The 14,436-nt window shown below is 25.6% G+C and carries 21 protein-coding genes, 1 pseudogene and 1 other annotated feature; of the genes and pseudogenes, 11 read left to right on the top strand and 11 right to left on the bottom strand.

All coding sequences use genetic code 4. The features are described 5' to 3' along the window. Positions 1 to 11 precede the first annotated feature (11 nt). The 3 genes from AAHM78_RS08455 to rplJ form a co-directional block, all read right to left on the bottom strand. A complete protein-coding gene (locus AAHM78_RS08455; RefSeq protein ID WP_342252831.1) occupies positions 12 to 3,722 on the bottom strand; it encodes a DNA-directed RNA polymerase subunit beta in 3,711 nt (1,236 codons plus the stop codon). A gap of 182 nt (positions 3,723 to 3,904) precedes the next feature. Next, positions 3,905 to 4,285 carry a 50S ribosomal protein L7/L12 gene (gene rplL / locus AAHM78_RS08450; protein WP_252320298.1) on the bottom strand — a complete coding sequence of 127 codons (381 nt, stop codon included), beginning with the start codon at positions 4,283 to 4,285 and terminating at the stop codon, positions 3,905 to 3,907. A 40-nt stretch (positions 4,286 to 4,325) separates the two neighbouring features. Then, on the bottom strand, positions 4,326 to 4,805 hold the full coding sequence (rplJ, locus tag AAHM78_RS08445; RefSeq protein WP_342252830.1) for a 50S ribosomal protein L10: 480 nt from the start codon (positions 4,803 to 4,805) through the stop codon (positions 4,326 to 4,328). 48 nt (positions 4,806 to 4,853) lie between these two features. Further along, positions 4,854 to 4,979, bottom strand: a sequence feature (ribosomal protein L10 leader region). A 255-nt stretch (positions 4,980 to 5,234) separates the two neighbouring features. Here rplJ and AAHM78_RS08440 point away from each other — a divergent pair. The 3 genes from AAHM78_RS08440 (at position 5,235) to AAHM78_RS08430 (ending at position 6,028) form a co-directional block, all read left to right on the top strand. Beyond that, on the top strand, positions 5,235 to 5,375 hold the full coding sequence (locus AAHM78_RS08440; RefSeq protein WP_342252823.1) for a hypothetical protein: 141 nt from the start codon (positions 5,235 to 5,237) through the stop codon (positions 5,373 to 5,375). Positions 5,376 to 5,392: 17 nt separating this feature from the next. Continuing rightward, positions 5,393 to 5,626, top strand: coding sequence for a transposase family protein (locus AAHM78_RS08435; RefSeq protein WP_342252829.1), 234 nt, complete (start codon positions 5,393 to 5,395; stop codon positions 5,624 to 5,626). Positions 5,627 to 5,818: 192 nt separating this feature from the next. Further along, entirely contained in the window at positions 5,819 to 6,028 is a 210-nt protein-coding gene (locus AAHM78_RS08430; RefSeq protein WP_342252828.1) for a transposase family protein, read from the top strand. A 35-nt stretch (positions 6,029 to 6,063) separates the two neighbouring features. On the opposite strand, the gene AAHM78_RS08425 is transcribed toward AAHM78_RS08430, so the two are convergent. From AAHM78_RS08425 to AAHM78_RS08405, 5 genes are all read right to left on the bottom strand, one after another. Next, positions 6,064 to 6,276 (bottom strand): hypothetical protein, encoded by a 213-nt coding sequence (locus tag AAHM78_RS08425; protein WP_342252827.1) that lies wholly within the window; start codon positions 6,274 to 6,276, stop codon positions 6,064 to 6,066. Positions 6,277 to 6,428: 152 nt separating this feature from the next. Beyond that, positions 6,429 to 6,641, bottom strand: a complete 213-nt coding sequence (locus AAHM78_RS08420) for a hypothetical protein (protein WP_342252826.1) — start codon at positions 6,639 to 6,641, stop codon at positions 6,429 to 6,431. Continuing rightward, the gene (locus tag AAHM78_RS08415; RefSeq protein WP_342252825.1) at positions 6,628 to 6,837 is read right to left on the bottom strand and encodes a transposase family protein; all 210 of its coding nucleotides are present in this window, start codon (positions 6,835 to 6,837) and stop codon (positions 6,628 to 6,630) included. The genes AAHM78_RS08420 and AAHM78_RS08415 overlap by 14 nt, the downstream gene beginning before the upstream one ends. A gap of 353 nt (positions 6,838 to 7,190) precedes the next feature. Then, positions 7,191 to 7,286 (bottom strand): transposase family protein, encoded by a 96-nt coding sequence (locus AAHM78_RS08410; RefSeq protein WP_342252824.1) that lies wholly within the window; start codon positions 7,284 to 7,286, stop codon positions 7,191 to 7,193. 17 nt (positions 7,287 to 7,303) lie between these two features. Next, on the bottom strand, positions 7,304 to 7,444 hold the full coding sequence (locus AAHM78_RS08405; RefSeq protein WP_342252823.1) for a hypothetical protein: 141 nt from the start codon (positions 7,442 to 7,444) through the stop codon (positions 7,304 to 7,306). Between the two features lie 56 nt (positions 7,445 to 7,500). On the opposite strand from AAHM78_RS08405, the gene AAHM78_RS08400 reads away from it, so the two are divergent. From AAHM78_RS08400 to glyA, 3 genes are all read left to right on the top strand, one after another. Next, positions 7,501 to 8,205, top strand: coding sequence for a transposase (locus AAHM78_RS08400; RefSeq protein ID WP_342252822.1), 705 nt, complete (start codon positions 7,501 to 7,503; stop codon positions 8,203 to 8,205). Between the two features lie 269 nt (positions 8,206 to 8,474). Then, a complete protein-coding gene (gene rpiB / locus AAHM78_RS08395) occupies positions 8,475 to 8,903 on the top strand; it encodes a ribose 5-phosphate isomerase B (protein ID WP_174480264.1) in 429 nt (142 codons plus the stop codon). Between the two features lie 37 nt (positions 8,904 to 8,940). Further along, a complete protein-coding gene (gene glyA, locus AAHM78_RS08390) occupies positions 8,941 to 10,242 on the top strand; it encodes a serine hydroxymethyltransferase (RefSeq protein WP_342252821.1) in 1,302 nt (433 codons plus the stop codon). Between the two features lie 13 nt (positions 10,243 to 10,255). Here the strand turns inward: glyA and AAHM78_RS08385 are convergent, their stop codons facing one another. Then, positions 10,256 to 10,675 (bottom strand): FtsK/SpoIIIE domain-containing protein, encoded by a 420-nt coding sequence (locus tag AAHM78_RS08385; protein WP_342255107.1) that lies wholly within the window; start codon positions 10,673 to 10,675, stop codon positions 10,256 to 10,258. A 78-nt stretch (positions 10,676 to 10,753) separates the two neighbouring features. Between AAHM78_RS08385 and AAHM78_RS16945 the strand changes: the two genes are divergently transcribed. The 5 genes from AAHM78_RS16945 to AAHM78_RS08370 all read left to right on the top strand — a co-directional run bounded on the left by AAHM78_RS16945 (position 10,754) and on the right by AAHM78_RS08370 (position 12,797). Then, entirely contained in the window at positions 10,754 to 10,894 is a 141-nt protein-coding gene (locus AAHM78_RS16945; protein ID WP_425289735.1) for a hypothetical protein, read from the top strand. A gap of 17 nt (positions 10,895 to 10,911) precedes the next feature. Next, the gene (locus AAHM78_RS16940; RefSeq protein WP_425289734.1) at positions 10,912 to 11,163 is read left to right on the top strand and encodes a transposase family protein; all 252 of its coding nucleotides are present in this window, start codon (positions 10,912 to 10,914) and stop codon (positions 11,161 to 11,163) included. Beyond that, positions 11,105 to 11,569: a transposase family protein gene (locus AAHM78_RS16935; protein WP_425289800.1), complete on the top strand. Its 465-nt coding sequence runs from the start codon at positions 11,105 to 11,107 to the stop codon at positions 11,567 to 11,569. Before AAHM78_RS16940 ends, AAHM78_RS16935 begins: the two co-directional genes overlap by 59 nt. A 326-nt stretch (positions 11,570 to 11,895) precedes the next feature. Further along, positions 11,896 to 12,288 carry a transposase family protein gene (locus AAHM78_RS08375; RefSeq protein ID WP_342252820.1) on the top strand — a complete coding sequence of 131 codons (393 nt, stop codon included), beginning with the start codon at positions 11,896 to 11,898 and terminating at the stop codon, positions 12,286 to 12,288. Between the two features lie 50 nt (positions 12,289 to 12,338). Further along, a complete protein-coding gene (locus tag AAHM78_RS08370) occupies positions 12,339 to 12,797 on the top strand; it encodes a transposase family protein (RefSeq protein WP_342255106.1) in 459 nt (152 codons plus the stop codon). Here AAHM78_RS08370 and AAHM78_RS08365 read toward each other — a convergent pair. Next, positions 12,784 to 13,110: a hypothetical protein gene (locus AAHM78_RS08365; RefSeq protein WP_342252819.1), complete on the bottom strand. Its 327-nt coding sequence runs from the start codon at positions 13,108 to 13,110 to the stop codon at positions 12,784 to 12,786. The genes AAHM78_RS08370 and AAHM78_RS08365 overlap by 14 nt on opposite strands. 464 nt (positions 13,111 to 13,574) lie before the next feature. Further along, positions 13,575 to 14,433 (bottom strand): annotated as a pseudogene (locus AAHM78_RS08360) (ISNCY family transposase); the annotation flags it as partial. Positions 14,434 to 14,436: the final 3 nt, after the last annotated feature.

The raw sequence follows: 14,436 nt of genomic DNA, 5'->3' as shown, positions 1-14,436 counted from the left end.
TTACTCCTTTTCTAATCCTCAAGATAACTTTCGACTTCTTCATCGTAAGTTACAACTTTTTGTTCTTGACCTTTTTCGTCAATTAACACAATATTTATTCCTAAACCTTGTAGTTCTTTTGTTAAAACATTAAATGATTCAGGGATACCCGGCGTTGGAATTTGTTTATTACGTAGAATCGCTTCATAAGTTTTAATTCTACCTTTAATATCATCAGATTTAATAGTTAGGATTTCTTGTAAAGTATGAGCAGCACCATAAGCTTCTAATGCTCAAACTTCCATTTCTCCAAATCTTTGTCCACCATTTTGTGCCTTACCACCTAATGGTTGTTGAGTAATTAATGAATATGGGCCAACATTACGAGCATGTAATTTATCATCTACCATGTGTGATAGTTTTAACATATACATAACACCAACTGAAATTTTCTTGGCAAACTTTTCACCAGTTAAACCATCATATAATGTTAATTTATCAAAGTCATTATATTTTGCTTCTTTCATAATATCTAACAAGTCTTGATTTTTTGCACCATCAAAAACAGGGGTTGCTACTTTAATTCCTAAAGTTTTAGCAGCCATTCCTAAGTGTAATTCAAGAATTTGTCCAATATTCATCCGCGATGGTACTCCTAATGGATTTAACATAATATCAACTGGTGTTCCATCTTCTAGGAAAGGCATATCTTCAATTGGTAAGACTTTAGAAATAACACCTTTATTTCCGTGTCTTCCAGCCATTTTATCTCCTTCTCGGATTTTACGTTTTTGTACAATAAATACTTTAACTACTTCTTCTACTTCTGAAGGTAAGTCAAAACCATCTTCACGTTTATAACGTTTAATACCTTGAACAATTCCAGCACCACCATTTGGTACTCGTAATGAATTATCTTTAACATTACGTGATTTTTCACCAAAAATAGCTGCTAATAATTTTTCTTCAGCAGTTGATTGTGTTTGACCTTTTGGTGTAACTTTACCAACAAGAATATCTCCTTCTTTAACTTCAGTTCCAATTAAAACAATTCCTTCATCATCAAGATAACGTCTTGATTGTTCAGAAGTATTAGGGATTTCACGTGTAATTTCTTCTTTACCTTGTTTTGTTTTTCGACATTCTAAATTATATTCTTCAATATGCATTGAAGTATAAACATCATCTTTTACTAAACGTTCACTAATAATAATAGCATCTTCATAGTTATAACCATGTCAAGTCATGAAAGCAATAATTACATTTTGTCCTAATGCAAGTTCACCATCCTTCATTGAAGGTCCGTCTGCTAAAATTTGATTAACTTCAACTTTATCACCAACTTTTACTAATGGCACATGAGTTACTGCTGTTCCTTGATTACTACGTTCAAAACGACTTAACTCATAAGTTGTTATTTCATCTTCTGATTTAATAATAATTTCATGAGAATCAACATATTGTACAACTCCCGGTAAATTAGCAACAATAGCTAATCCTGAGTCACGAGCAACAGCATACTCAACACCCGTACCAACAATTGGTGTTTGTGGTTTTAATAATGGAATTGCTTGACGTTGCATATTAGCACCCATTAAAGCACGGTTAGCATCATCATTTTCTAAAAAGGGAATACAACTTGTAGCTATTGACACAATTTGTTTTGGTGAAACATCAATATATTCAACTTCGTTTGGTCCAACAATAATATTTTGACCATTACTACGAGCAATAACATTATTATTTTTAATAACATTATTAGTATCTAATTCAATATTAGCTTGTGCAATGATATAATTCTTTTCTTCACCGGCAGTTAAATATTTAATTTCATTAGTAATTTTACCTGCAATTACTTGACGGTAAGGTGTTTCAATAAAACCGTATTCATTAATACGAGCATAAGTGGCTAAATTATTGATTAAACCAATATTAGGTCCTTCAGGAGTTTCAATTGGACAAATTCTTCCATAGTGAGAATAGTGAACATCACGAACTTCTAAACTAGCACGATCACGTGATAATCCACCAGGTCCTAAAGCAGTTAAACGTCTTTTATTAGCCAATTCTGCTAATGGATTAGTTTGATCCATAAATTGTGATAATTGTGATAAGTTAAAAAACTCACCAATAACAGCTGTTAATGGTTTATTATTTGTAATATTTGCTGGTTTCATTTTATCACTATCAGTAGTTGACATTTTTTCTTTAACATTTTTTTCAATACGTCCCATCCCGATACGAAATTGGTTTTGTAGTAATTCACCAATTGTACGAATACGACGATTTGCTAAGTGATCAATATCATCAGCATTACCAATACCATGAACAAAATTTAAAATATAAGAAAGAGTTGCTAAAATATCAGCAATAGTAATAATTACTTCTTTACATTTAGGATTAATTCCAACAACATTAATAACTTCATTTAATCTTTCTTTATCATTATAAACTTTAATTAACTGCACATAATGTTTTGGTTCACTATCACTAATTGATGTTTTTAAAGGTACTAAACATGCTCCTTCTTCTAATACTGTTTTTAGAATTTCTAATTGTGATTTACCAATTACTGTTTTTTTGGATAAAACAACTTTACCTCTAATATCTTTAATATCTTCAGCTAGAGTGTAATTTAAAACACGATCTGTAATAGCTAATTTTTGAATTAACTTATATCTTCCTGCTTTTGTTAAATCATATTTTTTTGAATCAAATAATAATCCAGTTAAAAATTTTGCAGCACCATCAACACTGGCAGTTTCTCCGGCTTTAATTTTTTTATAAATTTCTTGTACTGCTGCTGGTCAATTTTGATGTTCATCATATTCATAAGTATTTAATAAAAGATCATCTTTACCAATTATATTAATAACATCATCTTTAGTTAATCCTAAGGCAGTAAGTAAAGTGGTTACTGCAATTTTACGTGATTTTTCAATTTTAACTTGAATAATATCTTTAATTGCATTTTTATTACGAACTAATTTATTACGTTTAGAATCAGTTTCAAATTCTAGTCAAGTTCCACGTGATGGAATTAAATCACCTAAAAATTTATATAATCCGGTTTTTGGATCAATTTCAATTTTAAAATATGCACCTGGTGAACGAACTAATTGTGAAACAACAACCTTTTCACTTCCATTAATAATAAAGGTTCCTTTTTGTGTCATTAATGGAAAATCACCTAAAAATACATCTCCTTCACGAGTTAATGTATAATCAACAATTAAAACATCTTCTTCTCTACTTTTAATAGTAACTTCAATAGTTGAAAATTCACTATTAGCATGAACATTTTTTTCTTCAAAATAATATATATTATCGCTAACTTTTGGTTCATTAATGTTTTTAATACCAAATTGGTCTTTAATGAAACGCATTAAATAATCTAAAATATTATCTTTAGCAGCAATAGTTAAATGACGATTATTTTCATGAATTGATAAAGATAATTTTGTATAGATTGGTGCTTCATAAGTTTTTGACTCATCTTTTGCTTCTTTTAATGTTCTTCTTGGTTTACGAAATTCTCAATCAATCAATGATAAAATAATACGATTATCATTATCAGTTACCGGAAATATTTCATTAAATACTTCTTGTATTCCTGTATCAATAAATCATTTATAAGTATCACGTTGAATTGAAATTAAATCAGGAAGATCTAAATTTCCTGATACTTTAGTATAGTCACGTCTTTTAGCATAATGACCAAATTGTTTTGTAGTATATGACATTGGTTCATCTCCAATTTTAAAAATTTATTAAAATCAAATAATTTGATTTCAGTTAATTAGTATTAAATTACTAATTAGTTTGATAAAATATTAAGTTTTAAGTTGATAATTTTTAGTTAAATAACAAACAGAAAACCAGTATTAATTAAAACTGGTTTTCATATAAATTTTTAATATTTGAACTACTTAACTTCAACAATAGCACCAACGGCTTTTAACGTTGCTTCGTGTTCTGTTGCTTTTGCTGTATCAATATTTTCTAAAATCTTTTGTGGTCCTGTTGCTACTGCATCAACCATTTTTTTAGCATCCATTAAAGACATTGTACCACCAACAATTGCCTTAACTGCTTTAATAACATCAACTTTTTTGTCTCCTACTTCTTTTAAGATTACAGAAACTGTTGATGGTTTTGTTGCTTCTTCTTTAGCTGCTGCTGGTGCAGAAGCAACTGCTGCAGTTACTCCAAAAGTTGTTTCAATTAATTCAACTAATTCTTTTAATTGAACTGCTGTCATTGTTTTAACATGTTCAATAATTTGTTTATTTGTAATATTTTCCATTATTTTTTCCTCCATATTTTTTTTATTTAATAAGTGTTAATTATGCGTTTTCTTTTTGTTGGGCTGCCGCTTTAATTGCTAAAGCCAAATTGCGAACTGGTGCTTGTAAACAAGAAGATAACATTGAAATTAATTCTAATTTTGATGGTAATGAAGCTATTTTTTGTAACTCACTTTGGTCAATAACTTTCCCTTCAAAAATGCCACCTCTTAATACTAATAATTTATTAATTTTAGCATAATTAGAAACTATTTTAGCTGTTTCTAAGTCGTTTTCAAATCCAAAGATAAAACCATTCGGGCCAACTAAACTACTTTCAAGCGATGAATATTCTTTTTTTAAAGCACGAGCAACTAAATTATTCTTATAAATAGTGAATGTTGCACCTTTAGCTCTTAATTCCTTACGTAAAGAACTAATTTCTTCAACATTCATACCTTGATATTGTACAACAATTGTTGTTTTTGAATCATTAATTTGCTTAGCAATTAAATCAATAGTTTTTTGTTTTTCAACCATTGCTGAGCGCATAAGTACACCTCCTTATTATTCTGAAATAACTAGCAATAAGTAGTAAATAAAACTCGGAGCAAAACCGAGTAAATCACATGCATATATAATGATGGAAATTACCTGAGCAACATAATTAAGACAAAAGTCCGTTGCTGTCTTTGGCTTATTCTAGCTTGTATATTATATGATATATATATATTAAAATCAAGAAAAATTTACAAAAGATTAAATAAATAATTTTTTTATTATATATCTTTTAAGTTATAAACACTATTTTTAATAACATAAATGCTAATTTCATCAATATCTTAATTAAGATTAAAAAAATAAATTAAAAATAAACTTCATATTGAAGTTTATTTTAATAGACTTGGTGCAAAACCTTTAATTTTAACAATTTAACGATTATTATTAATATTAAAGGTGATAATTATTATGTTGAAAAAATATAAAGATGATCAAGAATTTTATAGTTTAGTCGGCATAAAGCCACAAACATTTTATAAAATGCTTGAAATTTTAAAAATTGCTGAGTCTAAACAAAATATTATGGTGGTAGAAAAAATAAAATTGTAATTGAAGAGCGTTTATTAATGACTTTAGAATATTGAAAAGACTATAGTAGTTATAGAGTTATTGCAAAAAGATATAATATTAGTCATACTAGTTGCATTCGTAATATTTTTTGAATTGAAAATATTTTAATAAAAATCGGAATTTTTAATTTACCTGGAAAAAAAGATTTAACAAAAAATAAAGGTACTAATAATAATTTGTTAGCTATTGATGCTACTGAAACTCCAATTGAAAGAATTAAAAAAAACTAAAATTACTTTTTTCAGGTAAAAAGAAACATCATTCTCTCAAATCCCAAATAATTATTGATATTTCCAATGGAAAAATTATTTCAACTGCTTTTTGTTTTGGAAGCATTCATGATTTTAAATTGCTTCTAAAATCTAAAACTTTTATTCATCCAGAGTTATCAAGGTATACAAAATATTCATAAAAATACATTTTTGCCATTTAAAAAAAGTAAATACAATCAATTAACACCAATTCAAAAAGAATACAATAAAACTTTAAGTAAAATTAGAATTAAAATTGAACACGTATTTGCTAAACTAAAACGTTTTAAAATTTTAAGTTTAAAATATCGCAATAAAATACGAATATTTGCATTAAGATTTAATTTAATAGCAGGAATATATAATTTTGAATTACCTTAGTTTTGCACCAAGTCTAATTAAAAAAAATGTTTTTTTTATAACTGGTTACTGTTTTTACTACTAGAGTTTTTACTTTCACTTGAAGAAGATTCACTATTTATTTTTGATTTATCTAATTCGAGATTTTGACAAACTCTTTCTCTTCTTTCAGATTCATTTTTTTCTCCTCAAGCTTTATTTATTTTATCAGCATTTTTAGCATGTGCTTCTTGTTTTAATTTATTATTCTCAATAGATTTTCATGGCATAATTTATTATTCCTTTCACTTTTTGAATATTTTTTCTACCTTTAAATACTCAATAAAATTATATATTTTTAATAAAAAATATATATAAAAATATATAAAAAATTATTCTTACTTAATTAAGTAAGAATAATTAAACTAATTATCGTTATATTTTAAAATGAATAACGTCGTTGTCTTACATTTGTAGGAGGTTGCATATTGTCCATAGAATTAGCTTTATATACATCAAACTGATTTTCAACCGGAATTATATTATTTTCAACATTTATTATTGTTTTATCATTCATTAGTTCATTTATAGTTTTAAGTTTTCTACCATCCAGTTCTTGTTTTAATAGACTTGGTGCAAAACTAAGGTAATTCAAAATTATATATTCCTGCTATTAAATTAAATCTTAATGCAAATCTTCGTATTTTATTGCGATATTTTAAACTTAAAATTTTAAAACGTTTTAGTTTAGCAAATACGTGTTCAATTTTAATTCTAATTTTACTTAAAGTTTTATTGTATTCTTTTTGAATTGGTGTTAATTGATTGTATTTACTTTTTTTAAATGGCAAAAATGTATTTTTATGAATATTTTGTATACCTTAATAACCTGAATCAACAAAAACTTGTTTTTCTGGATGAATAAAAGTTTTAGATTTTAGAAGCAATTTAAAATAATGAATGCTTCCAAAACAAAAAGCAGTTGAAATAATTTTTCCATTGGAAATATCAATAATTATTTGGGATTTGAGAGAATGATGTTTCTTTTTACCTGAAAAAAGTAATTTTAGTTTTTTTTAATTCTTTCAATTGGAGTTTCAGTAGCATCAATAGCTAACAAATTATTATTAGTACCTTTATTTTTTGTTAAATCTTTTTTTTCAGGTAAATTAAAAATTCCGCTTTTTATTAAAATATTTTCAATTTAAAAAATATTACGAATGCAACTAGTATGACTAATATTATATCTTTTTGCAATAACTCTATAACTACTATAGTCTTTTCAATATTCTAAAGTCATTAATAAACGCTCTTCAATTACAATTTTATTTTTTCTACCACCATAATATTTTGTTTAGACTCAGCAATTTTTAAAATTTCAAGCATTTTATAAAATGTTTGTGGCTTTATGCCGACTAAACTATAAAATTCTTGATCATCTTTATATTTTTTCAACATAATAACTATCACCTTTAATATTAATAATAATCGTTAAATTGTTAAAATTAAAGGTTTTGCACCAAGTCTATTGAAGTCATTTATCTCATGAACAATGAGATTGAATAATTTGATTGTCATTGTTAGGTCAATCTGCTTATACTATTTCTCAATTTGCTAAAATTTCAAAAACATCAGCATGATTTAATCGTCAAAAATTTATGAAATCATCACAATTAGCAAAAAAACAAAAACCATTCACAAAATTAAAAGGTAGAATTGAAATTGATGAAACTTTTATCAAAGAAATTCATAAAGTAAATTTCAAAAATACAGATGATCCAAGAAAAAAATGAATTGAAGAAAATGCTAAAGATTTAAACTGTTGTATTGAAATGGCAATTGATGAAAATAAAAATATTTATGCTCAAACAACAAATACTAAAAGATTAACAAAAAAATGAGTACAAGAAAATTTAACATCTAAGCTTATCGAAGAAAAATCAATTATAGTTTGTGATATGCAAATACTATATGATACAGTAGCTAAACAAACAAAATGTACTCTCAAGAAATTTAAATCAAAAGAAAATAAAGAATTAAATTATAAAAATTTAAGTAATATCAGTAAAATACAATCAAGTTTAAAAGAATTTATTACTCATTATCATGGCATTGGATTTACCAATATTCAAAATTACCTCAATTTATGAAAATTTAAATACCAACATTATAAAATATCACCTTATGCAAAATCTGAAGCATTATATTTCAGTTTGTAAAAAAAATAAATCCCAAAATTAAATAAAATCAAATTTTAGGCCAGGTTGATGATTTTTTTTTATTTCATCAAGAGTTTTTTTGAAAATTAAAAGAAAATCGCTCTCTTATAAAAGACCAATAGATTTAATACAATTATTTTAAAAAACTGTCCCATTTATATTTACAACTCAGGTAATTTTTATATAAGTGTCCTTTTTAATTTTACAATTAAAGGTATAATAAAACTAATATTTAAACTAAGGAAGTGATAAAGTTGAAAACTAATGGTTTAGTAATTGCTATTGGTAATGATCATACCGCTTATGAATTTAAACAACCAATTATTAAATTTTTACATACAGAAGGCTATCAAATTTTAGATTTAGGAACAAATAGCAGTGAGCCTGTTGATTATCCTAATTTTGGTTTTAATGTTGCTAATGCTATTGTTAGTAAAAAAGCAGATTTTGGTATTGTAATTTGTGGTACTGGTATTGGTATTAGCATTGCTACCAATCGTATTAATGGTGTTCGTTGTGCCCTTTGCTATGAAGAAGAAACAGTAAGATTGGCAAGGCTTCATAATGACGCTAATGTTTTAGCACTAGGTGCTAGAATTATTTCTGATTATAAAGCAGTAGAACTTGTGAAATTATTTTTAAATACTAAAACAAGTGATGAAAAAAGACATCAATTAAGAGTTGCAAAACTAAAATAATTTTACTATTAAATTATTAAAGAGAGGATGTTTAAAAATGGATAAATCTTTTAATAAGGGTCTTGACCCAGAATTAAAAAAAATTGTGAAAGATGAATGACAACGTCAACAAAATCATATTGAATTAATAGCTTCAGAAAACTATGTATCACCAGCTGTACTTACACTTGCCGGAACAATATTAACTAATAAGTATGCAGAAGGTTATCCTGGCAGAAGATATTATAATGGTTGCGAAAATGTTGATAAAATTGAAAATTTGGCAATAGAGCGTTTTAAACAATTATTTAATTGTAATCATAAACCAGGTCAATGTAAAAAAGGTAATTTTCATGCTAATGTACAACCTCATTCTGGTAGTCAAGCTAATGCTGAAGCATATGCTGCTATATTACGTCCGGGTGATACTATTCTTGGTATGGAACTTGATGCCGGTGGTCATTTAACTCATGGTTATAAAATTAATTTTTCTGGTAAAATTTATCACGGTGTTAATTATGGTGTAAGTAAAAAGGATGAATATTTAGATTATGATGAAATTTTAAAAATTGCTAAAGAATGTAAACCAAAAATTATTGTAGCAGGAGCTAGTGCTTATTCAAGACTTATTGATTGATCAAAGTTTCGTAAAATTGCCGATACTGTTGGAGCATATTTAATGGTTGATATGGCGCATATTGCTGGATTAATTGCTGCTGGATTACATCAAAATCCTATTTGTTATGCTGATATTACAACAACAACAACCCATAAAACATTAAGAGGACCACGCGGTGGTGCTATTCTTTGCACCGAAGAATTAAAAAAGAAAATTGATAGTGCGGTATTTCCCGGTAATCAAGGTGGGCCATTGGAACATATTATTGCAGCAAAAGCACAAGCTTTTTATGAAGCATTAACGCCAGAATTTAAAACTTATCAAATGCAAGTAATTAAAAATGCTCAAGCATTAGCGAAAACTTTTCTTGATGCAAAATTTCATGTAGTGGCGGGTGGCACTGATAATCATTTATTAACTGTTAATGTTACTAATATTAACGGTTTAAATGGTAAAGAAGCTGTTGATATTTTAGAAAAGATTAATATTGTTGCTAATAAGAATGGTGTTCCCTTTGATCCTTTACCAGCTGTTATTACTAGTGGTGTTCGTTTTGGTAGTCCAGCAATGACAACGAGAGGTTTTAAAGAAGAGCAGTTTATTGAATTAGGAAAGATTATTATTAGTGCTTGAAAATTACCTAAGGGTATTAATTATGATGGTTTAAATGAATTAAGAAAAAAAGTTGATATGCTTTTAAATAAATTTCCCATTTATGAAGATATAAAATTACCTCAATAATAAAATAATTATTTTATTTTTTTGAATTTTTAATTTCTTTCATTTTTTCAATAAAATTATTATCATATTTAACCGAAGATTGTTCTTTAATAAACTTTATTAATTCTGAAACATCTTCATCACTAATTCATGGTGCTTGTAAACGATTGATATTATTTTGTCCTGGAGCTAAAAATAACATATCGCCTTTACTTAATAATTTTTCTGCTCCAGCAGTATCAAGGATTGTTTTTGAATCAATTCAAGATGCAACTTTAAAAGCAATTCTTGCTGGAATATTATTTTTAATTACGCCAGTAATTACATCTACTGATGGTCTTTGTGTTGCTATTACTAAATGAATTCCTGCTGCTCGACCCATTTGTGTAATTCGCATGATCCCTTCTTCAATTTGTTTGCTTGCTTGTACCATTAAATCTGCTAATTCATCAATAACAATAATAGACTTGGTGCAAAACCTTTAATTTTAACAATTTAACGATTATTATTAATATTAAAGGTGATAGTTATTATGTTGAAAAAATATAAATATGATCAAGAATTTTATAGTTTAGTCGGCATAAAGCCACAAACATTTTATAAAATGCTTGAAATTTTAAAAATTGCTGAGTCTAAACAAAATATTATGGTGGTAGAAAAAATAAAATTGTAATTGAAGAGCGTTTATTAATGACTTTAGAATATTGAAAAGACTATAGTAGTTATAGAGTTATTGCAAAAAGATATAATATTAGTCATACTAGTTGCATTCGTAATATTTTTTGAATTGAAAATATTTTAATAAAAAGCGGAATTTTTAATTTACCTGGAAAAAAAGATTTAACAAAAAATAAAGGTACTAATAATAATTTGTTAGCTATTGATGCTACTGAAACTCCAATTGAAAGAATTAAAAAAACTAAAATTAATTTTTTCAGGTAAAAAGAAACATCATTCTCTCAAATCCCAAATAATTATTGATATTTCCAATGGAAAAATTATTTCAACTGCTTTTTGTTTTGGAAGCATTCATGATTTTAAATTGCTTCTAAAATCTAAAACTTTTATTCATCCAGAAAAACAAGTTTTTGTTGATTCAGGTTATCAAGGTATACAAAATATTCATAAAAATACATTTTTGCCATTTAAAAAAAGTAAATACAATCAATTAACACCAATTCAAAAAGAATACAATAAAACTTTAAGTAAAATTAGAATTAAAATTGAACACGTATTTGCTAAACTAAAACGTTTTAAAATTTTAAGTTTAAAATATCGCAATAAAATACGAAGATTTGCATTAAGATTTAATTTAATAGCAGGAATATATAATTTTGAATTACCTTAGTTTTGCACCAAGTCTATTATATAAAAATATTTAACAAATAAATTTATCCATGATTACGGGTTTTTAATTTAGAATTTTTGAATAACTAAATCTTATTTTTAAGTTGTTCAATTTCTTTCTCTAGTTTTTGAATTTTTGTTTCTAATTTTATTTTTGGGTTTAAATTAATTTCATATCCAAGATTTTCTTTAATTTCCATTTCTTGAATTTTAGTAAATAAAGTACTACTTTTATCTAATTGTATGGGATTATTAAATAGACTGGGTGCAAAACCTTTAATTTTAACAATTTAACGATTATTATTAATATTAAAGGTGATAGTTATTATGTTGAAAAAATATAAAGATGATCAAGAATTTTATAGTTTAGTCGGCATAAAGCCACAAACATTTTATAAAATGCTTGAAATTTTAAAAATTGCTGAGTCTAAACAAAAATATTATGGTGGTAGAAAAAATAAAATTGTAATTGAAGAGCGTTTATTAATGACTTTAGAATATTGAAAAGACTATAGTAGTTATAGAGTTATTGCAAAAAGATATAATATTAGTCATACTAGTTGCATTCGTAATATTTTTTTAATTGAAAATATTTTAACAAAAAGCGGAATTTTTAATTTACCCGGAAAAAAAGATTTAACAAAAAATAAAGGTACTAATAATAATTTGTTAGCTATTGATGCTACTGAAACTCCAATTGAAAGAATTAAAAAAAACTAAAATTACTTTTTTCAGGTAAAAAGAAACATCATTCTCTCAAATCCCAAATAATTATTGATATTTCCAATGGAAAAATTATTTCAACTGCTTTTTGTTTTGGAAGCATTCATGATTTTAAATTGCTTCTAAAATCTAAAACTTTTATTCATCCAGAAAAACAAGTTTTTGTTGATTCAGGTTATCAAGGTATACAAAATATTCATAAAAATACATTTTTGCCATTTAAAAAAAGTAAATACAATCAATTAACACCAATTCAAAAAGAATACAATAAAACTTTAAGTAAAATTAGAATTAAAATTAAACACGTATTTTCTAAACTAAAACGTTTTAAAATTTTAAGTTTAAAATATCGCAATAAAATAGGAATATTTGCATTAAGATTTAATTTAATAGCAGGAATATATAATTTTGAATTACCTTGGTTTTGCACCAAGTCTATTATAGAACTAACACAATTTAATTTTTATATAAGTGTACTTTTTAATTTTACAATTAAAGATTTTTAAAAATATAATAACCATTATATCGTTCATAAAATTCACAAGATATTAATTCATTTTCATTTCTAGTAATATTTGGAATATTTTTAATATATTTTAAAATATCACTACCTTTAACACTTTCAATATCTTTTGTTATTGATTTTTTACCTAATTTATAATAAAAATCTTCAATTATTTTTAATGCTATTTTTTTATTTTTTTCATCAATAATAGTATCTTTAATTGGAAATCATGTTTCATATTCACCAATTTCTAATAACATACCTTTAGTTTTTTCTTTAATTTTATTTTTAATATCTAAATTAACATTAATCATTACAAATCCTTTCTATGTATAAGCCTTATCACCTACAGTGATAAAAGGCTTATATACTGCTAACTACTTACTATACGTAAGGCTTATGCTACTGTAAGTAGCATAAGCCTTGGAGGGTAGGGGTTCTAGGGGAAGGGAACCAAAAAATATCAAGTTGTAAAAGAGCAACACAAAAATTACTATTTGCAAATTCCTATACAATAGCTTTTATAATTTTTATTAAATTTGGAATAATTAATTACTTTAATAAAGTATAGGTTTAATAAAATAATTAATTATAATTGTTTAACAATTAAAAAATGAGAGTATTATCTCTCATTTAACTTCTTTTTAAATCTAACCATTAACTTTATACGCCCTTTAAAGTTGTCTTTTATTTAAAGAAAATTAAATTATAACTATTAACTTTACTCACCCATACAATTATTTTAAAAAACTGTCCCATTTATATTTACAACTCAGGCTTTTAATTCATACATTTGATTATTATAACTAAGATATAAGTCATTAATAAATGATTTAAGTACAATTACATCAGTTATAGGCTGTATATATTGAATTTTGTTATTTTTATAAGGAAAATATTTTTTTACCATAATATGTTATAGTTGAACCACTATCTGTTTTTCTTTTAGAAAATCTTGAAAGATAAATATTTATTTCTTCTTGTGTAGGAGCTTTAACCATAGCAGATTTATTATCATCAATAGGAAAGTCAAACTGTTTATTAAAAACGTTTATGTACGTTTTAAGAAATTGATTAGCTTCATCTAATGTTTTAATTTTATTAAGTCGTAATTCACTAATTAATCGACTTTGAAGTGTTCCAAATAAACGTTCAATTCTACCTTTAGCTTGTGGAATTGAAGTTCTCATTATTTCAACGCCCAAATCATTACAGCATTTTTGGAATTGAGTATAAGTGTCATTTTCTGTGTTTATTTTACCTGAATCAATTTTTTTCTTATATCCAAAAACTGTTCTATTATCAGTATAAAATATTTTTGGTATTCCATAATTAGTTAAAATTTGATAAAAAACATTATAATAACCATCTAATGTTTCTTGATTATCAAATCATAGTCCGACAATGCTTCCTGTAGCATCATCAATTGCAGCATGTAAAAATGCTTTTGGTTTATCGTTACTAAATCAATGATGATTACTGGCATCCATTTGAATTAATTCACCAAAATTTGTTCTACGATTTCTTGTAGGATGTAAAATATTTTTCTTATTCTTATGTCTTTTGGGTGAAATTATTTTTTCTTTAATTAATATAGTATAAAGAGTGCTATATAAAATTTTAATTTTTTCTTCATTAGA

Source organism: Spiroplasma endosymbiont of Zeiraphera isertana, assembly GCF_964030805.1.
GTDB lineage: Bacteria > Bacillota_I > Bacilli_A > Mycoplasmatales > VBWQ01 > Spiroplasma_E.
The sequence above is the reverse complement of the archived record's forward strand: the minus strand, read 5'-3'. Positions and strand labels throughout refer to the sequence as shown.